13 protein-coding genes are annotated in these 21123 nt (G+C 35.3%); all 13 read right to left on the bottom strand.

Going from position 1 to position 21123, the window contains the following annotated elements; translation table 11 throughout:
• Positions 1–481: DUF4372 domain-containing protein (locus I6E40_RS08400; RefSeq protein ID WP_235386597.1), on the bottom strand; the 481-nt coding region annotated here is incomplete at its 3' end.
• Between the two features lie 533 nt (positions 482–1014).
• Entirely contained in the window at positions 1015–3471 is a 2457-nt protein-coding gene (locus I6E40_RS08395) for a phage holin family protein (protein ID WP_235386596.1), read from the bottom strand.
• The gene (locus tag I6E40_RS08390) at positions 3468–5822 is read right to left on the bottom strand and encodes a hypothetical protein (RefSeq protein ID WP_235386595.1); all 2355 of its coding nucleotides are present in this window, start codon (positions 5820–5822) and stop codon (positions 3468–3470) included. The genes I6E40_RS08395 and I6E40_RS08390 overlap by 4 nt, the downstream gene beginning before the upstream one ends.
• Positions 5823–5833: 11 nt before the next feature.
• The gene (locus I6E40_RS08385) at positions 5834–7027 is read right to left on the bottom strand and encodes a TRAFAC clade GTPase domain-containing protein (protein ID WP_235386594.1); all 1194 of its coding nucleotides are present in this window, start codon (positions 7025–7027) and stop codon (positions 5834–5836) included.
• Positions 7028–7033: 6 nt separating this feature from the next.
• Complete coding sequence (locus I6E40_RS08380) at positions 7034–9922, bottom strand: zinc ribbon domain-containing protein (RefSeq protein ID WP_235386593.1); 2889 nt, start codon at positions 9920–9922, stop codon at positions 7034–7036.
• A 7-nt stretch (positions 9923–9929) separates the two neighbouring features.
• The gene (locus I6E40_RS08375; RefSeq protein ID WP_235386592.1) at positions 9930–11993 is read right to left on the bottom strand and encodes an Hsp70 family protein; all 2064 of its coding nucleotides are present in this window, start codon (positions 11991–11993) and stop codon (positions 9930–9932) included.
• Positions 11994–12036: 43 nt separating this feature from the next.
• Positions 12037–14379, bottom strand: a complete 2343-nt coding sequence (locus I6E40_RS08370; RefSeq protein ID WP_235386591.1) for an Hsp70 family protein — start codon at positions 14377–14379, stop codon at positions 12037–12039.
• A gap of 2 nt (positions 14380–14381) precedes the next feature.
• The gene (locus tag I6E40_RS08365) at positions 14382–16004 is read right to left on the bottom strand and encodes an Hsp70 family protein (RefSeq protein WP_235386590.1); all 1623 of its coding nucleotides are present in this window, start codon (positions 16002–16004) and stop codon (positions 14382–14384) included.
• 25 nt (positions 16005–16029) lie between these two features.
• Complete coding sequence (gene grpE, locus I6E40_RS08360; protein ID WP_235386589.1) at positions 16030–16767, bottom strand: nucleotide exchange factor GrpE; 738 nt, start codon at positions 16765–16767, stop codon at positions 16030–16032.
• A gap of 11 nt (positions 16768–16778) precedes the next feature.
• On the bottom strand, positions 16779–17513 hold the full coding sequence (locus tag I6E40_RS08355) for a hypothetical protein (RefSeq protein WP_235386588.1): 735 nt from the start codon (positions 17511–17513) through the stop codon (positions 16779–16781).
• On the bottom strand, positions 17513–17824 hold the full coding sequence (locus tag I6E40_RS08350) for a hypothetical protein (RefSeq protein WP_235386587.1): 312 nt from the start codon (positions 17822–17824) through the stop codon (positions 17513–17515). Before I6E40_RS08350 ends, I6E40_RS08355 begins: the two co-directional genes overlap by 1 nt.
• A 20-nt stretch (positions 17825–17844) precedes the next feature.
• On the bottom strand, positions 17845–20448 hold the full coding sequence (locus I6E40_RS08345) for a type IV secretory system conjugative DNA transfer family protein (protein WP_235386586.1): 2604 nt from the start codon (positions 20446–20448) through the stop codon (positions 17845–17847).
• Positions 20449–20460: 12 nt separating this feature from the next.
• Positions 20461–20829, bottom strand: a complete 369-nt coding sequence (locus tag I6E40_RS08340) for a hypothetical protein (protein ID WP_235386585.1) — start codon at positions 20827–20829, stop codon at positions 20461–20463.
• Positions 20830–21123: the final 294 nt, after the last annotated feature.

The following is a 21123-nucleotide window of genomic DNA, read 5'->3' as shown; positions in this document are numbered from 1 at the left end:
TCTTCTTCCCGGACTTGGGATGCCTGCCAACACCTTTAAATAGGAGATTGGAGAACAGAGTAATGGTAGTTGAATCTATGATTTGCAGTCGTTTGAGCCATGATGGAACCTGCCGCTTTCGGCTGTCCGAGGAAAGTAAGTCCTTGTAGCGGGCATATAGGCTGCGGTAAGTGTCCTCAAACACCTTTTCAGACCTGCGGGCGTTGGCATCCGACAATGTGCTGCGTCTAGGCATCGTGCTTATGCCAAGATGGGCAAGCTTGCGAGACTCGGGAAACATGGAGTCTGAAATCTCGCGCAATGAGTCGAATCTTCTGATGACAGCGTAAAGCATGACTGTCAGATGTTGGAAGGCATCAAAGTGCTTCACGTAGCGTTCTCCATGATGTGCACGGCTGAATTTGAGTATTTCGTCTTTGTCAAGTAAATCTATTAACTGACCATACATCGGCTGTCCGCTAAAATGTGTACCTTTGTTCATAGTTATCGTTGTTACCCGAGAAAACGCAAAGGTAACTACAAGGGCTGAATACCAAGCGAGGTACTCAGCCCTAATTTTAATCGTCTCAAAAAGTTTTACCGGACAGCAATATAATTAATCACATTTTCAAAGAACTCTTTGGCTGTGCGGCATAGTCGTTAGGCCATATGTTGAATTTTAACGAACTATTGATATAAAGGGAATAATTATTGGTGTCCGCTAAAAATCTTTGGAGATTTCAGGGACTTCTATTTTCTCGGACAGCCGATATACTGGACGCACAAGTAGTCTTTGGGTTGCTGTAAAGGGACAGAATATGCCTCAAAATAGCAAATATAGCCATTCACGGTTAGGTTTATGTCGTGTGAGAGACGGAATTTTTAGCGGACAGCCGTTGTTACCTCTTAAGAGGGGGCTTGTCTTTCGCCAAAAACCGTATTATTCGACACAAAAACATGTTTAGCGGACAGTAATAGGGAATAATATAGAAATGAAAACATAACATACTATTCCCTTTTTCTGTATTTAATATTTTATAAAGTTACTTTCCTTTGCTCTAACAGTGTTATAAACAAGTTTTTCAGTCTAGACTTGTCTGACTCAATTGCACTCACTGTATAGAAATGAACATTTTTGAAACCAGCTCTTGCTGAGTTAATCAAATTAGAGAGTCCCAATTCTGTAGATATGAAACGTTCAATTTCATTTTCTCCAGGAGTCTTAGAATAGCCCAATTCAGGCAGATATCCCATATCTGTTTTTGTACATACGAAATTGAAGTCAATCTTATTAGATTTTCTGCCAACAGTTTCAAGAATATCTTTCAATACAGCAAAAGAACCGTCAATTCTATACTTTTCTGCATTTGCATTTCTCTTATGCCAATCCACAAATTTTGCACTTGCAGGAGTTCCTGAAATATCAAGCATACTAGGGTCTACAATGAACACAATAGATTGTACATTTCGATAAAAATCCATCGCAGTTTTATGACTTGATGAGCTAGCATTAAATTTCTCACCTGCAACATCATAGAAGAATAAATGATAAGGTACAGGACGCAATTTACTCTTTAATATCAATTGAATAGCACGATACTTATTAGCCACGTCGGTTTGAATACCATCGCGTGCATCAATACGCTTTTTCTTATTCTCAATTCTCGTATCATTATCGGCATCAATTTGAGAGAAACGCTCAGGATATGAACTCATCAAAGAATATAATCCACTATATAACAAATATGATTTTCCTGATGAACGATGACCTACAATACCAATGTGTATTTCTGTTCCAATAGTATTATCTGTATCTGCATTTATAAATGAATTACACTTCTTACATTTACGTGTTACCTTTCCTCTTCCATTTAATAACATTGTAGGAATACTTTTTCCTGTTACAGGGGATTTATGAGTAAATACACCATAAACACCGGGATGTAGTTTTACTGGATGAGGCTTTCCACCTACAATATAATCGGGAGTAGCAGTTGAACCACAAACAGGACAAGGCCTTCTGATACTATATATTCTTGTTACAATGAACTCAAATCCATTTAGAAGCATATTTAAGGATATTACGAATACTGCGAAAGCCAAGAACAGAACCATAGGAGTAAAGAATATTACAAGAATAACATCCCAATAATTCTTGAATATTCCTAAGCCCCAACTAAACATGTTGACACTCTGCATAAATTCAAATCCCCATGTCACAAGGTCTTCTCCTACTTCTTTAATTGTATCTTGATATCTTACTATTAAAATACCGATTATTAAAGGTAAACAGCCTACTGGTTCCTTACCAAACAAGGCAAGAACACCTCCAACAAGGCAAATCCAACCAATAATGATAATCGCCCCAAAGATCAGTTTTACACCCCACAATAAGCCCCAAATAACAACCCCAACTAATAGAATTAGAATAATTGAAGCAACAAATGCAGCCAATGCAATTAACAATAAGGTGCCGGCCTTTGTATAAGGTTCGTGATTATACATCCATAATCTCTTCATTCCATTGTTTTGAATGTGTCCGGTAAAATTATGGAAGACAAAATCAGAAGCCATATACCAACTTCTAGCTGTTACTATGATGGTACAAACGATAAGTATAATAAACAAGACTCTACTAGGAGAATCAGCCTGATTAACACTCCTTGATAAAACATCATTTATGTAATTGTCAACAAACGCTATATTTATATATGACTTTGTAGAAACACTTGTTTGCTCTGCTGTATTGGACGCAGTCAATTCTGCCTCTGAATAATACAAAATCTCACGCTTGACGGTTGATTTCAGACGTCTATTTTCTCTCTCTATCTTTTCAACCCAGTTACCATTATTATCTAACTTATATTTGTACGTACTCTGACTCGTTATTTTATTAGCTGCCTCGTCGTATACCTTTTTAGAAACTACTAAACCTAACGTATCACAGTCATAATGAATCTCTTCTCCCAAATTGTATTCTTTAACTTGCTTAAGCTTGTTATTTTCATACAAATACTCAACAGAAGAACAATCAGATTCTATGTAACAAGTCTTTTCATTAATTATATTACCATTTAGATCATATCCCCATTCTTGAATAAAGCCTGATTTAAATCCATTGTTCTCGCCGGTTATATATGTCTCCTTTATCAAATCACCAAATTCATTGAATTCAGGAGTATATTTAGTTATCTCATTCCATTGAATATTCTCTATCCGACCATTATCTCCATAGTGCATAAATCGTGTTACCGTATCCTTATCTACGATATGCTTAAAAGATACTAATCTACCAGATTTGTCAAAATCACATTGCTTTGTGTAAATCAGTTTTGACTTATTTGAATACTCTCTTTCAATTATTGATTTAGCAGAGCCCTTTACTTCATAATAATTTGGAGTATAGGGAGTGAACCTCGCTTTATCTTGGCTACATGAAGTAATTATAACTGACAATAATGTCAGTATGAATAATTTATATAGTTTCATCATTTACATTTAAATAGGTTAAGAAATTTTCTTGTTATCTTTTTAATTAATTTATCAGAATCAGTAAGATGGCGAACTAAGTCTTTGTCTCTACATAATTTGATAAATGACTTTTTATCTCGACTCTTCCACTTGGAATTATCAGATATAATCAAAACATAATCTTCACGATTCTCACGAATCACTCTAGTTCTTGATTCCCAAGTAGCTAGTATTATTTCTTCAATCATATCAGAAGACAAATAGTCCACACCTTTAATGTATTCTCTCAGATCTTTAGATGTAGGTTGTGTCTTTAACCATGCTTCATATAAATCTCGAATATAGTCAGCACCTTTATCCATTTTATGAGCTGTAAATAAGATGTTTACATCGACTCGTTTAGGAATTTCATTGTCAAACAAGTTGTTCAAAATTACAATTTGCTCAGATGTATTTCGATCAATTTTTAAATTGTATGACAACAGACCATTAAGTACCTTTTTTGTTTCTTTTAAAGGATTGTCCATGCTCAATCTGATGTACTTGTCAAACAATTCCGTAAGTCCCATCATATTAAATACATCTACTGAAATCTTATCTATAAATGAAATTAAGTTTTTCATTCCAGCATTAGCTTCTGCATCTATTTGTTTTCCATAGTATGATAAAACAACTGGAGATAAAGTCTTGATAATACTTGCATCATAATTACTATGTTTCAGTATTAACGAAAAACATTCTTCACGAGAATTCAAACAAATTGTCTTTACAATGTCTATTAGTTCAGGAATACGATAAGTATGATTTAAGATATATGACAATAATTCATTTTGACATCTATCAATAGGATACAATCGTTTAATTAAATCTTCCTTTTCTTGTTTCTTTAAATCAGATGCTAAGACGTTCTCTATTACAGATCCAATATTCAATTTTAGACTATCTGCATAATAGAACTGAATAAACTTGGCCCAGACAATTGTATCTTGAGACTGTTTAAGTGCATTATAGAAAGCATTGTCTGACAGAATTTTAGTTCTGTCAACAAGAGCCATAACAATCTCGATATTATCTTTGTTGACAATTTTAGACAGATATGAGTTCTCTCCAAAAATAACATTGGTAATCCAAGTTGAACTCTCTTGTGTTATTTTTAAATTACGTCTATTAGAAGGCAAAACATAACCAACTATATTTATTGCCTGGTTTATTTCCGAACCTTTTTTAGACGTTAAGCCACAATTTATAGTCCCATTAATTTTCTCCCACAATTCGGTTTCTTGCACCAAAGACAAATGCACATTATTCAATTGGTTAATGAAATCTTGTGAAATATCCTGCAATAGTATATCCTTATCGGATTCAATTGCTATAAATAAATTATACAAGAATTGATAATTCAACTCTTTAGTTAAGTCTAAGCCAAGATAATAATTGACTAACTTCTGAATTGTAACATTATCATTTTCACCGCCCAACTCAAGAATCTTCTTATAGATATAATTATCATCAATGTTTGTAGTAGTTCTGTTGAATATATCTACACAGATATGATTATTTTCATAGAGTTCATTTTTATTAAACTCATTTACAAAAATCATATTAAAGTCATCAGGTACACCATATCCCTGCATATAGTTCGACAAAAATGTCTTCTCTCCATTAAGTAATTGTGGCAGAAGAGACATTCTCTTGATTAATTCAGAAGTCTGCTTAGCAGGAGCCTTTATAATAATCTTTTTGAGGCTATCTTCTTTGTTGTTTATGATATTGTAATATGATTGCAAAAATCCTATGACGCAATATGCAAATTCAGCATCAATTATATATTCACAACTTGTCTCACATTGGAGACTTTTGGGAGAAAGTAATTGGGGTTCACCAGTCAATAAGGTTCTTAATTCCACATTGTCTGGCGTACAGGTATAGTCTATAGGAGTGAAAACACTTTTGCGATCAATTTCTGCCAATACAGAAATTGGTGGCATCTCATCAAAGATCAAAAGATGAGTAAAATAATTGGTACCTGTTCTCATAGCCTCATTCCTATTACAGAAATAGCCATAATCAATACCAAGGTATATTGTCCGGCCCAAAACATATTTGATAGAGCCACTATCTAATATAACTTTGTGATAAATATAAGTTGGAGGATAATCATATACGATTCTCGGATTTTGCTGTATTTGTTCAAATGTTAGTTTTCTGTTATCATCCAAACTATATCCAAACACACATTTTTCAGCGATAGTAGAGGCCTCGTGTGAATCCATACCAGTTGTATAGGTACGAATACCAATTCCCGCAGAATGTGTAATAATAGAACGCTCTGACGATGTGTAATAAATCTCTTTGTAATTCAATATTTTCATAAGAAACTGATTTATTTTACAATTGGTAATGAATATTTAAATTGATGTAATATCCAAACAAGTGGATCCAAAACTCTATATGGTCTCAGATTATTAATACTACCTGTTTTATCAGGCATACCTCCCAGGGCTGAAATTCCAAAATATTTAACATTCTTGTAATGGTTTTCCATACTATTAATGAAATTTTGCTCATTCCAAGAATTGAGTCCAGCCCTAATACCATCACTTATACTATCAATATCTGACAAGTTTACGCCACTACCATCTAAGAATGAACTATTGCGTTCAATGGACATACCTGGAATCGCTGTATTTTGAAACAATTCATCATTTTTGAGAATTGCATCAATTTTACTGAATACCAAAGCCATCGGCTTTTTATAATGAGCATCTCTAATTTGTCGGTCTCCCTCCTCAAAGTGAGTAATCAAATTAGATATAATCTTATCATATCTCAATTCTATATCAGATAATCCCATTGGTGCCTTTAACTTATCATGTACATAAGGGATAGAAAAAGTATCCAAAAGAAATATTACAGCATCAGACTGATTCAAGAATTTTACATTAGATGCAATATTCTTGGGATTTGCGAAATTCTCACCAGCAGTATCATAGAATACTAAGTAAATCGGAGATTTACCTTGTTGCCCCAATTCATAGATTAACGGAATCCTATTTTTGGGGTCATTTATATCTGTTTGAGGAGGACACTTGCTATTCTTGTACATAATGTTAAAAAAGTCTCGTTCATATCGCTCCTGAGTATTATTTTCAGGTTTATTAGCTACTGCTGATGCTGTTGTTCCAATATTACCTAAACAATGACCATAATGAAACAATTCATTAATAAGAGTAGTAATATAATTAGTTTTACCACTACTTCGTGCTCCAATGATTGATATGATATATCCCTTTTCCTTAACCATATGCTTAGGAATCCTATTATGGCAATGTGGACAAATTACCAAATATGATTTTTCTCCACATTGTGGGCATTTTGCACCTTCGGGCATACTTCCAAACAAGCTCCCAAAAGAAAATTTAGGTTTAAAACTAGGACACTCGTTTTGAATGTTACCCCAAAACTTATGCAATTCAGGATCATCTCCTTTTTTGCATCCAGATTCATTACTGCATCGGAACATAACTTCATTTCGTTCAAATGTATCAAAGCAGTAAGGGCATACTATCTTACTCATATGTTATTATTTTAATTGTCTTGTTTCAGGTATAATCACAACTTGTTTTGCGAGTTCTCTATCTGCAGCAATAAGTCTAAAATACACGGGCTTACCTTTCTGCATCCTTGCGTATTTGAATTCTTTTTTCAAAACACAGCCTGGTTTTAACTCATTGGGAGAAATTGTTAAGTGTGTTCTATAATTTACAAGGTTTGTGGGAGGAAAATTTTCAGCAATTAATAGTTCAATCTTACAAGGTAATATGGAATCACTCTCAATAGAAAGGCTGTATTTGTCTTTAGATAAAAATCCAAAGAGACTCTCACTCTTTACCTCTTTAAAGTTAATCTTTACTGCTTTAAGACTTATGGTCTGGGTTATATCTTCTCCAATAAGGACCTCATTACCCACATGAATTCTTGAGGCAACACCAATCTTGATTGCCTTTGCTTTTTGTGGCAATTCAACTTTATAATTTGAGGATGCAGGTGAGTCTATATCATATTTTTGAACATTACCATTATCTACCTGAACTTGGATTCTTACAGAAGATATATTATCCCATTTCCATCTGACTAGTACAAATGTTTCATTTCTATCAAAACTAACTCCAGATGGTTTTATGATAGAAACCAATTTAACCTCTTTTCCGGCAACTCCAATATTCCCCTGAACAATAATGGGCAAAAAGTATTTTACTCCACTAAAATTCTTTCGTAGTTGATATGAATTTCCAGAAATATCTAGCTGTCGATGTTTAAGATTATCGATATTTACTTTATTATTCTCTAAAATATCAAAAGTCTTATCTGATTCAAAAATGTAAAGTGTTCCCTTATTCGGCTTGTCCCATGATAATTTAACAATATCACCCTGTTCTGTCATTACAAGTTTGACAGGTTTAGGTGGTGACATTGGTCGAATGACTTGAGTTATTCCTGCTGAACTATGCTTTTTCTGAGTACAGTCCTCATATATCGTTATAAACTTATAAGTATATGGTTGTTCTGGTTTGAGGTTGAAATCCATATAAGAAGAACCTGTCAGGTTTTTAATTAAGGTTCCATCGCGATATATTTCTATACTTTTAGCTCTATTAGGGAAAGGTATGCTGAATCCTATTTGATTCTCTTGTACATCTAATGAAATTGAATTAGGATCTATATCAATAACAGTCAATGCTGGCGTCGTTGTTATTGCAGCATGAGAAGAGAACACATCTCCACATTTACTATACACTGCATAATAGTAACTAACACCTGCTTCTGATTTTGTGTCATCCACAGCATTATTCAATGTTTCACAAACAACCTCCCCATCTTTTGGACTACTTGGTCTTCCATTTGCTTTTCGGATGAGAAGATATTGGATGTATTGTGATTGTAGTTTTGACCATTCAATATGGATAATGTTTCCTTTCACCTCTGCCTTTATACTAGTAGGTGCAGTAGGAGGTGTTAATTGTAATTTTTCTTTTGCAATAGCACAGTCGGAACAGATTGAGAGAGCCTGCATATAACAATCAATCTGTTCGTTAGTGTTGCTTATTGATTTTGCTTTCGTAATTAAAGCATCGGCATTATTAACAGCACTTTCTATTTCCTTTCTCAGCAATGTTGCTTCCTTTCCGTATCCAATTTTGCCTAACAATGTAGATGCCTCGTAATACGCATGCTTACCACATAATTTTTTTACTTCGGATAAGGCTAACTCAATAGCAGATTGTGACTTTTTTATAGCACTAACAACCTCTAGCAACTTTGGATGATTAGGCCATATGTTGGCCGCATTCTCTAAACATCTTATAGCCTCATCTACATTATTATATTTAAGTGCAGTTTGTGAGTCTTTTACAAGAGTGTCTGCTTTAGGGAAATCACCTATGACAAAACCACATTTGATACATCTCAATTCCTTATGATCTGAACTCTCTCTACCGCACTTAGGACATACAACAATTACGGGCAAGCCACAAGACTTACAAACTCTTGAACCTTTAGAATTTAACGTACCACAGAATCGACACATCTGCATACTGCTATTATCGGAAGGTTCGACAATAGTCACTTTATGCTGTTCGGCTGTGTTATATATCATATACTCAGCTTTATCATAAGGCATACCTTTCTTGGTACATTCTTCTAATAAAGCTTTATACTGTTCTGGACGAATTATTCGATCTGTGCCGGATGCTATTCTTTCTATTTTTGAGCGGACATCTGCAAATACTTGATTGCCACACGTAAAATCATAATCTGCACGTTTGCCAGCATCTAAAAGTTGGGTTTTACAATGAGCAACAAGGTTATTTACTATTGTTTTTTCATCATTGGCAGGCCTTTTTTGATTCTCTGCATATTTCTCATCACAAATTTGTTTTATCAAAGAAGATGGAGCATTTGCAGGGACACACAAGAAATCATAAAGATCTCGCTTCTTGACCTTAGCCAAATCTTCTAAAATACGTTTAAATAAGGCCGGATCCAATTCACGACCACTACCTGTTTCCTTATACTTAAACTCTTTCTTTTTCTTGATAGTTGCACCAATAATAGATAGAATCTCCTCTTTTGAGAAAACCGAATTCTTTTTTGCCAATTCAGCCAATGCAGCTTCTTCTATCTGTCCATTAACAACATATATAGATGCATCTTCTCTGATAGATTTTTCTTGCAGTTGTTTTTTCTGGGCAATCAAAGTTGTATATTTGTCAGCATGTTCCTTTAGCATATTAGGGTTAGTTCCTAATTCTGCTTTAAAACGCTTTAGTACTTCCAATTTCGCTTTTGCGCGGGCTGCCTGACGAGTCAATTGATTCGTCCACTTCTTTATTTGGGCTTCAAGTTCTTCTTTTACCTTCGCTTCGCCATCCTTAGGGGTTAATCCTAAAAAATCATATATATTTTCTTCCATAGGTTCCTCAAATATTAAGTTTCAAACTACTAGCATTACCAGATTGGGTTAACTCTTGAGCTATTGTGCTAAAAGATTCTACAAGATTCTCCAGATCCGTCATTACAGAAATAGTTGAGATCCGTCTTAAGAACTTTTCATCAGCATGACCAAAACCGATAGCAATAATGTCAATACCAGCATCTTTACATCTATCAGATGTTGCAATTGCATCCTTCTGATCGAACCACTCTCCATCTGTAAGAACTACAACGATAGGTTTATCCTCAGAATATTTGAGTTTTTTATAACAGAACTCAAGAGGACTATTTGTCCCACCTCTTGCAGACATCTTTTTAATCGCTTTATCTATAACTTTTATGTCTCTCGATAATGAACAATATTCAACTACGCTATCAGTAAAGCCTACAATTGATATAGATGAAGTTTCCAAATTTAACTTATTTACAAATTCAATTGCTGCAGATGATGCATTCTTTAAAGGCTTTCCAGCCATACTACCCGAAATGTCGATAGCCAAAATAATATTCATAGCAATCTTGCCTTTAGGCTTCTCATACAACCAGGACATATCATTTTGTAATGGTAACTTCTCTGCAACTAAATGTCTTCTTGTTTCTTGTTGATAGCCATTGATATTTATGACTCCATTTTCATCATAAGAATATTGAAGATCTATAATGGTTTCTCCTCCATTTACATATTCAATATTTCTAATCATGTATCTTCCCACAACGGTACACTCTTTTACCTCTGTACCTTCACCTTGTGTTAGATAAACTTCCATTTCATTGCCAGAGTTTCGTCTTGTTTTATGTTTGAAAGAACGACTTTCTGATATTGGTATGGTTTTGTTTTTTCTAATAATAATAGAGTTGACATAACGATTACCATCTTGGCTAACTGCTATTGCACCAAGGCTATGGCTCATTACGTCTTTAATTTGTAAATCCTTGCCACTTGGTAATGATAACTTTCGGAATGTTCCCTGCGGCAAACCTCTTCGAACACTCTGGTTTGCCATCTCTAAAGAAGCCTGAATACCTGCTCCCAAACAAACTGCCTCATCGACATTAATACCACGAAGAGGTGCTCTGCCTGACATTTCTTGAACCCATTTCTCAACCATTGGCATTTTGGTTGATCCTCCAACCAATAGGGCTCCAGAGATGTCGTGCCAACTTAATCCCGCCTCACGAAGCACTTCCTCTGTCTTTTCTTGAGTACTTTGCAAAAGGTTCGCAGTCAATTCCTCAAATTTTTCTCTAGTAATTTCATATTTCTGTCTATGTCCTGCGTATCTAACTAACATAGAGGCAGACTGTGTAGAGGATAATTGCTTCTTCAACTTTTCAGCATTGAAAGCTAAATCATTATAAGTTAAAGGATCATCATTCGGGTCTTCTCCGAACTCACGTACAAATTGATCAGTAATATAGTTGATGATACAATCGTCCCAATCCTTTCCTCCTAATGAATGGTCTCCTCCTGTAGCAAGGACATTGATGCCACCGTCCTTCACTTCAAGAACGGTGACGTCAAATGTTCCACCACCAAGATCATAAACCAAAAGCTTTTGGTCTACATCTCGTGTAATTCCATAATTAATAGCAGCAGCCGTCGGTTCATTAATAATTCTCAAAACCTCTAAACCGGCATTTTGTGCCGCTTTAATTGTTTCATTACGTTGCAAATCATTGAAATATGCAGGAACGGTAATTACTGCTTTAGAAACTGTAGAACCAAGACTAATCTCTGCATCAGATTTTAATTTTCGTAGCAGGATCGCAGATAAATCTGTCGCAGAATAATCCTTACCGTTTACATTAAAGCAGAATTCGGGATTACCCATTTCTCTCTTAAAGAACATGATTACATTATCTTCGCCACTCAACATCATTTCTTTAGCCTCTGCACCCGCAATGGCATTGCCGTGGTCATCAAAATATACGACAGAAGGAGTCAAGTGTTCTCCATCACAATTCTTTAAAATAATAGGTTTCCCGTACTCATCTATTGTAGAGACAGCAGAATAAGTGGTTCCTAAATCTATTCCAATGAAATGTTCCATCTTTATAATCAGTTTATGACGTTCTAAAAATTAATTTTCTTTTTTACACTCTAATGGCATTGCATGTCTCAGTGTCTGATTTTTCTGGATAATATCCAAACCTTTCAAGGTTAGCTAACCAAGCCGCACAATTAACCACAAATCTGTCTGTACCTGCCGAATTCCATTTGTAGTATAAACGAGTAAATCCACCATCAACTAAACATCGCTTTCCGTCCAAATCATAATAGGCTGTTACTATCAAGCCATCTGAACTATAAACTAAAGGACTCAGCCCGCCATCGATCCTAACATTAGAGATTGTAATACCTTCATAAAAATTTTGGACTCCTGTTGTAATTAAATGGTCTTTAATAATACCAGGTCCTTTATCTTTCTTTTGTATAGACAAAACCTTATCTCCATGATAATCACCTCTCATTTTTGAATTAAATAGTTTGGAAAGTATCGGATTTGTATCTGCAAAATACGGATCATTATCTGACCATAGATATAATCCCTTTCCGCTATTAAATAATTCATAAATGAATGTATAATGTTCGTTGGACAAGTGAGTGCGACGGTCTGCGATTAGCCATAGTTGAGACTTACAATCATCCAAGATATTCTTAATTTCCTTAAGAGGGAATTTACCTTTATATACAACTACGGAAAATCCTTTCTTTTGCAAGGCTTTTGATGGTTCATGCATATTTGTACCAGAATCACTACACAAATCCACAATGACTATTTTGTAGCCCTCAAAAGCACCATCTTTAGCCAAATCATATTCAGATCCCAGTGGATTACCAAACACATCGGTTTTAACTCCTGGGATTAAACTTTGTCCTGCATATTTTGAATATGGAAGAGCTAAACTCTTTGGCCGTTCAAAAAGCCACATCATGTTTTGAGGCAGTCCTGCCTTTTCGGCAACTAACTTTATTGATGTCTCAGTTTGGTACCCTGAAACATTAATGACCCCGTCTTCATTATACGAATATTCTATGTCAATATTGGTAACATTACCAGGAACATATTGTATCCCTTTAAGAACATATTTTGAAACAACAAGTACATCATGAACATCTGTTGATTCACCTTGTGTCAAATATATTTCTAAATCGTTGGTACTATTAGAGAATGTTCTATGACAAAAAGAGCGTTTAGCTGATATAGGAATTGTTTTATTCTTCTCAATAATAATAGAATTAACATATTGAGTTCTATCATCCGAAACAGCTATAACACCAAGACTATGACTCATTACATCTTTAATCTGTAAATTCTTGCCACTTGGTAATGATAACTTTCGGAATGTTCCCTGCGGCAAACCTCTTCGAACACTCAGGTTTGCCATCTCTAAAGAAGCCTGAATACCTGCTCCCAAACAAACTGCCTCATCGACATTAATACCACGAAGAGGTGCTCTGCCTGACATTTCTTGAACCCATTTCTCAACCATTGGCATTTTGGTTGATCCTCCAACCAATAGGGCTCCAGAGATGTCGTGCCAACTTAATCCCGCCTCACGAAGCACTTCCTCTGTCTTTTCTTGAGTACTTTGCAAAAGGTTCGCAGTCAATTCCTCAAATTTTTCTCTAGTAATTTCATATTTCTGTCTATGTCCTGCGTATCTAACTAACATAGAGGCAGACTGTGTAGAGGATAATTGCTTCTTCAACTTTTCAGCATTGAAAGCTAAATCATTATAAGTTAAAGGATCATCATTCGGGTCTTCTCCGAACTCACGTACAAATTGATCAGTAATATAGTTGATGATACAATCGTCCCAATCCTTTCCTCCTAATGAATGGTCTCCTCCTGTAGCAAGGACATTGATGCCACCGTCCTTCACTTCAAGAACGGTGACGTCAAATGTTCCACCACCAAGATCATAAACCAAAAGCTTTTGGTCTACATCTCGTGTAATTCCATAATTAATAGCAGCAGCCGTCGGTTCATTAATAATTCTCAAAACCTCTAAACCGGCATTTTGTGCCGCTTTAATTGTTTCATTACGTTGCAAATCATTGAAATATGCAGGAACGGTAATTACTGCTTTAGAAACTGTAGAACCAAGACTAATCTCTGCATCAGATTTTAATTTTCGTAGCAGGATCGCAGATAAATCTGTCGCAGAATAATCCTTACCGTTTACATTAAAGCAGAATTCGGGATTACCCATTTCTCTCTTAAAGAACATGATTACATTATCTTCGCCACTCAACATCATTTCTTTAGCCTCTGCACCCGCAATGGCATTGCCGTGGTCATCAAAATATACGACAGAAGGAGTCAAGTGTTCTCCATCACAATTCTTTAAAATAATAGGTTTCCCGTACTCATCTATTGTAGAGACAGCAGAATAAGTAGTTCCTAAATCTATTCCAATGAAATGTTCCATCTTTACATTAACTTCAATGCTTTAACCTGAGATTTTGCTTCCTCAACCTCTTCTGCACTCATGACACTCTGAAGTTTAACCTCCATATGTACGGTACGACCGCCTGTTACATCTCTTGCATCAACAGAAAGTAATCCTTGCTCATCAATTTTCATTATGACATCAATTGGTGCATTCGCAGGCAAGTTTTCTGGGAGAGGTTTCAATTCATCAGAAACCAAAAGTTTAGCATCATCATCATTAACAATATCTCCATCACTTGCACCTTTTGCATAATCATTTTCAAAAACAGACAACAATACTGATGCTTGATTTGCCTCTACTGTTGACGCAGAAATAGCAACGTCCAATGGAATAGCACTATTCTTAAAAATGAAATTGTAAAGCTTTAATTCGCGTGTATCAGGGTCTTGCATCTGCAAAGCATAACTCTTACTTACAACATTCTTAACAACAACCGGCTTTTGACCACTAGGTAAATGCCAGCCACCAACTTGAGATGTAGTAGCCTCCTCAATAACCTCTTCTACTTTCTGGCCAGTCTTTTGAGCAATCTCTAAAGCTTTTTGATATGCCTCCAAATTCTGACCATAAATAGCTGCACCTCTTGCAACAGATTCATTTGGATCGCAGAACTCGATAGGTGTGCCAGCAAACTCCTGTTCTAAACGCTTCTTTACTTGCGGCATAAATGTCGAACCTCCAACAAGAAGAATCTTGTCGTAATGGGTTACACCCTTAGCCGCAGCTTCATTCATTGTATCTCTAGTCTTATCTATAGAACTTTGCAACAAACTAGCTGTATTATTCTCAAATTGATCAACTGAGATTTCAATCTTTGCTCCATTTAAACGGAATGAAGTCTTTTCACGCTGCGACAGTTGTTTTTTAGCTTGCTCACTCTTCAATTCAAGGTCACCAAGAGCGACAGTATCATCGTAAATATCATCAGCACTACCTCCTGTTTGCTGCACATATTGATCTATTGCATATTTTTGGATTTCAGCATCCCAGTCCTTACCACCCAAATTATGGTCTCCACCAGTGGCAATAACTTCAATCACTCCTGAATCCACTTTAATAATTGTAACATCAAAAGTTCCACCACCAAGGTCATAAACCATTACAGTTTGAGCTTCCTCTGCTTTCAAACCATAAGAAATAGCAGCAGCTGTTGGTTCATTAATAATACTTAAGACATTCAAGCCTGCAATTTCACCAGCTTTCTTTGTTGCCTCTCTTTCATCCAAACCAAAATAAGCTGGACATGTGATTACAACATCTTTTACCTCTTCTCCCAATTTCTCACTTGCATCTTTAGCAAGCTTTGCAAGAATAAGAGAAGAAACAGTTTCTGGTTTATAATCAGTTCCGTTAGCGTTAAAGACGAAATCTGCATTACCCATTTGACGTTTAATGGTTGAACACACCAAATCTGGGTCTGATTCCAATGCTTGTTTGGCTACATCACCAACAGAAACGCTACCTCCCGTTTCAAAAAACACTACCGATGGTGTGACAGGAGAATTTTCTTGATTAGGAACTGTTACGGGCTTTCCATATTCATCTACATATGCAATACATGAATAGGTTGTACCTAAATCGATACCAAAGATCTTGCTCATAATTGTATATTTTTAATACTATTAATTATTGATTTTCGTTTTTTGCAGAAGCCTCTTGTTTGAATTTATATATCCAAACAAGTTCCGGTTTAAGATTTACACCATTCCAGCTATAACCTTTACGTATACGCTTGACAATGAAATTATCAAGATCTGGATTATCTGTTGGTACCTGCTTTACAACGCGTTGAGTTCTAGGATTAAATTTGTCAACATCATCTTCATATAAAACCACACCATTAGATTCCAAAATGTCAATCAAATCATCGGGCATAGTTCTTAGATATTTTTCTGCCAATGCAGACTCATTTTCTCCCAGTTTTCCTATAAAAGTATGTGTATCATCTAAAAGAGTAATAGTACTTAATATGAATGGCTTAAGAATTTTTGCGTACAAATCAGTCTTGTAGTTTTGAAGTTCATTGTACATTTTATCAAACAACTGAGCCTTATGCTCATCTTCTGCAATCTTGCCATCAAATTTTTTCAGTAGCAACTCGTTTTGTTGATTAAGACTTTCTATACGCTCAAGAAGAGTATTAATCAAATCATTAGGATTGGTTGATTCCATTGGCTGCTGTTCTTCCTCTTCAATTGTTGGAGAATTATCAACAGGCTCAGAATCAACAATATTTTCACTTTCGACTGACTCCTCAGAAGAGACAGTTTCAATAGGAGTTTCTTCCAAAACCTCCTCTACATTAGACTGAGATACTTCATTGACTTCAATATCAAAGTCCTCAAATTCTTTAGTATTATCCATAATTGTAGTATTTAAAGTTTATAGTTTTTTGCCATCTCAAAAAGTTCCTCTAATCCAGATTGCTCATATATACTATAAATCAATCTAAATCCATCTCCATAAATGGGATCTGGACTTTCCATAAGATTCTTTTTATAGTACGATGCTTTCTGAGCACTCATATTCTCATATATAATATATGAACCAATATTGCACAAGCCTTCACACTTCAATGGTGGGAGTTGGATTCCATTCTCTATTTGCCATATATGTAAAATCTCATGAGCTAATGTTGCTGTAAATTCAATTTTGGGCAAATATGACAGCATGTATATGTGATGCTTAAATTTGTCTTTAAATCCTAAGAATCTTCCTCCTAAAGTATTACATGAATGGGTCTGTGTTAGTCCCTTGTTTTGAAAATTTACAGGTTGTTTTCGTATTTCTGCCATTTTTTGTGGCGATACAATATCTATATTTACAGAATCAAGGAACTTATCATTGAAAAACACTCCAATATCCATAAATTTACGCAGGACATATTTCTTTAGTTTTTCTACTTGCTCCGCATCAGAAATAACACTTGCCATGCAGGAATTACACAGTGAGCGTCCGTCACCAGTACTGTCACTAAAGCGCACAAAAGAACCGCATGAAATACAAAATGTAACTTCATGATTATCAATGTGACTCTGGCAAACCTTATTTCCCCAATAGTCTTGATAATATTGACCTGTTATTGTACTATTACAAACTAAACACTTCATTAGATCTGATAGTCTTCATCTTGCTCAGCCTCTTCTTGTTGCTCAGCTTCTTCAATTTGACCTTCGTATTCAGAATATATCTCTTCACGTTGTGATTTATAATTATCAAAATTAGCATCTTCTTGACGACCTAATTCATTATATCGATACATCTCTGCATCACAATTTTCACCCCTCGCACTTTTTTCCTCTGCTTGGCTTTTTACTTTTTCTTTTTCTTCTGCGATTGCATCTTGATGGCTACGATAATCATGTTCTGCCTTATCTAATCTGGCATCACGCTCATTTCTTAAATCATCTGCTTTTGACATAATCTATAATTTTAAGGTTATTAATTTCTTTCACGTGTTAAATTCTCCCCATATTCATTAAGATATTCTGGGTCTGAAAAATATTTAATCTTTCCACTTAAAATAGGGAATCCTAATTTCCCCTGATAGAATACTAATTGCACATCATATGCATTGGCATTCATGACTTCATGTGGTGTAATGAGGTCTATGACTTCTTGTGTTACAGATTCACCCTTACTCTTTGACCAACCAACTTGAATCGATTTAGAAAAGCTGTAACTATTTGTATATGTCTCATTTTCACTAAAACTTTCATTACTGCCACCTGATGAGGTGTAATTAAAACCTTGGTATGAATACCCACTATTAGTTCCACGAGTATTGCTTGTTCCACGGGCAACAGAAGCGCCTTCACTTACCGTTGTTGATTCGCTACCGCTTACTTGGTCTGTAACACTCATAGTTTTCTTAAATACTGTCGTTTTTCCTGCCTTTTTAGAAACATTCTCGGCAGTATCATTGTCATTTACACCAAAATATTGCTGAACGGCGCAATTGTTTACAATAGACGACCATTCTTTGTCATAGTTTTTTTGTATTTGAGCAATGTCTTGCCATATGGTCCATACTGTAATTCCCATACCTGCATATATAGAAAGCATTTGTGGGAGATACTGAAGATTTCCCAATTGTGCAATTTCATCAAGTAAGAAAAAAACACGATCTTTTGGTTTATTAACACTTCCGACTCTCACCGATGCACCTAACATTGCAGTAGTTACAATAAAACGAATGAAAGGCTTATAAACAGCACTATTCATTGTCAATCTTTTCAAATCCATTATAAGATACAATGTTTGTGGATTTGTTTTAAGCTGCATCATATCTATATTTGATGTTTTCAATGAGTCTGCAACACCTTGGTTTGAAACAAAATCTGTAGCTTGCAAAGAAAAACTATATGTGTTGGTAAAAGCAGCTGCCTTACCTTTTTTATTTAATGCCAACCATGACTTCAATTCTTTTGGTATCACTTTAAGATGATCTGGAATCTTTCTGTCATTTATTACATCTGTTCCAATCCATTCATCTAAACTGCCTGCTTCAAAAGGAGGTAGGGTAAGCAATGTTCTAACTTTTGATATGTTTCTCTCAGAACTCCTAATGGAGTATTTTACACACACAGAAACAATCAAACGGAATAGAAAAGTCTCTGCTTCGTTGTAGAAAAAAGAGGCACTAGGGTCATCTCTTACAATAAGGCTAGAAGCTAAAGCTCTTGCATTATCAATAAAATCAGGATCCTCTATTTTTAAGTAATCAAAAGGATTAATTCGAGCTTTAATGGTATTCGCATGGTTTACACCCGGATAGTAATTCATTACATCCCATGGATCATAATAAAATACTTTATTACCGAGCCGATTTCGCTGCTGCGCAGTAACAATGTAATTCTCACCCTTTGGGTCTAATACAATTGCAGAACCTTTATGACGTAGTAAGTTTGGAATAACGACACCAACACCTTTACCACTACCTGTAGAAGCAATAGTAAGAATATGCCCACTATAATCGCCAGTATGTATAAACGAGCCATATCCCATCTTACCTATAATGAATCCTTTTTGAGAAAGCATTCCTGATTTAGCCAAGTCTGGCAATTGAGCCCAACGTTGACGACCATTTGGCATTTTTTCATTATCAGTCAAATATTCTACAGGGGGCGGTGCAACTTGTTTAAGTCGTCCACTTGTGAAATAAGACTGATAATTATCTTCAATATCTTCAGCATCGCTACGAGTTAAGACCGATTTGTGTGCATAATCGCTAATATTTTCACTTTTCATTAATCTATGCACTGTTTCGAAATACTCGTAAACATCATAATGAGTTATTTCCGACACCTTTCGTACTGATGTATATTCTAATTTATGGTCAGCATTGAAATACAAAGGTAAATGTGATGTATTTGGTGCAGGTACGGGGTAAGTGCGTCCTGGCCTATCTACAAAATATATGGCATCTTGAGGTAGTGCATTTATGACAATTTCATGTCTAATATTATCCAAGCTTAGTCGATAATGGATATTATTCATGTCATACTCCCAACAATTCTCTGTTTGTCTCAAATTATTGACTCTTGAGAATGTTAATAGTGAATTAATAAAATAGGCATCCCCTTGATATTTCTTTGAAATAGCATCAAGGTAATCTTGAGACATTGCATAATGAATACTTGCAATCTCTTGCATTATATATTTATATTTGCGAATCAAATCATCTGCATTCGCAGGAATCCCGTTACTTAAATCGCGAATGATGTTATCCTTAGCCAGAGTTAAAGATGTGTTTTTTTGATTACAATATGCTAATTGATCATCCAATGATTTCCTATCACTTGCCTCAATTTTTTCCGGAAGGGTATTGATTATCCCGCTCACCATTTGCAACATAGCTTCATTGTCCCTATGTGCTTGACATATGGTATCTCTTATCTTAATAATGGACTTTTGCCGTTGAGCATTTCTTCCAGCAGAAAACAATCCAGCTATTAAGCCAAACAAGAATTTCGCAATAGAAACTACTATTGAGAAAATCCATATTAATATAGATATGAATATATTTATTAAAGCTTCGCCCATACAAATGATAACTTACATATCATAATCCACTTCATCTTCACACTCGCATTCCTCTTCATTCTTTTCTTGCTCCTCCAATGCTACCCAATAATTTCCATAACATTGTGAAGGGATCTTACTACCATCAATCCTGGTCCTATATGCTTTCTCTTGATCATATTCTCCATGTTCCTCCTTCCACTCATCAATAAGCAACTGCCTTTTATTTTCAAGATCCTTTCTTTTCTCATGTGCCTCGGCCTTTTTACTTTCACACATATAAGGATTATCTTCGGTCTTTCGACAACTTTCTATATCAGAGGTGTATATCTGACAATCGCTATAAAAAGTTGCTTCTTTAGCTTTAAATTCTTGCGAATTTCTATCTTCTAATTTCTCCATATATCAAAATTTTATTTATTAAACCTAATTTCCGCAGTACTTTAGTTTAACTTTCTTTTTAAGTTCCTGGGCAACAAAATACTGCCCAGGATTTTGCCATGTCAGATTTTTCACTTACCTTAGTGCTGCATTTCAAGACAAGCAAAAACTTCAATGGCGTAGCAAAGGTACAAATAAAATCTGAGAAAATCACTTCTTTTGGAGGAATATTTCATGTGAGAGACACGGCTCTTTCATTTAAGATTGCGTTGCATTCTCAATGAGAGGGGTATTTTTATAGTGAAAACTATGGGT

This window comes from Prevotellamassilia timonensis (assembly GCF_021531665.1).
Taxonomy (GTDB): domain Bacteria; phylum Bacteroidota; class Bacteroidia; order Bacteroidales; family Bacteroidaceae; genus Alloprevotella.
Note: the sequence above shows the minus strand (reverse complement) of the source record. Positions and strands in the feature narration are given on the sequence as shown.

Excerpts from the sequence above, each read along its gene's own strand:
- I6E40_RS08380 (WP_235386593.1), bottom strand. The coding sequence starts at position 9,922 with ATGGAAGAAAATATATATGATTTTTTAGGATTAACCCCTAAGGATGGC.
- I6E40_RS08355 (WP_235386588.1), bottom strand. The coding sequence starts at position 17,513 with ATGAAGTGTTTAGTTTGTAATAGTACAATAACAGGTCAATATTATCAA.
- I6E40_RS08365 (WP_235386590.1), bottom strand. The coding sequence starts at position 16,004 with ATGAGCAAGATCTTTGGTATCGATTTAGGTACAACCTATTCATGTATT.
- grpE (WP_235386589.1), bottom strand. The coding sequence starts at position 16,767 with ATGGATAATACTAAAGAATTTGAGGACTTTGATATTGAAGTCAATGAA.
- I6E40_RS08385 (WP_235386594.1), bottom strand. The coding sequence starts at position 7,027 with ATGAGTAAGATAGTATGCCCTTACTGCTTTGATACATTTGAACGAAAT.
- I6E40_RS08340 (WP_235386585.1), bottom strand. The coding sequence starts at position 20,829 with ATGGAGAAATTAGAAGATAGAAATTCGCAAGAATTTAAAGCTAAAGAA.
- I6E40_RS08345 (WP_235386586.1), bottom strand. The coding sequence starts at position 20,448 with ATGGGCGAAGCTTTAATAAATATATTCATATCTATATTAATATGGATT.
- I6E40_RS08390 (WP_235386595.1), bottom strand. The coding sequence starts at position 5,822 with ATGAAAATATTGAATTACAAAGAGATTTATTACACATCGTCAGAGCGT.
- I6E40_RS08395 (WP_235386596.1), bottom strand. The coding sequence starts at position 3,471 with ATGATGAAACTATATAAATTATTCATACTGACATTATTGTCAGTTATA.
- I6E40_RS08375 (WP_235386592.1), bottom strand. The coding sequence starts at position 11,993 with ATGGAACATTTCATTGGAATAGATTTAGGAACCACTTATTCTGCTGTC.
- I6E40_RS08350 (WP_235386587.1), bottom strand. The coding sequence starts at position 17,824 with ATGTCAAAAGCAGATGATTTAAGAAATGAGCGTGATGCCAGATTAGAT.
- I6E40_RS08370 (WP_235386591.1), bottom strand. The coding sequence starts at position 14,379 with ATGGAACATTTCATTGGAATAGATTTAGGAACTACTTATTCTGCTGTC.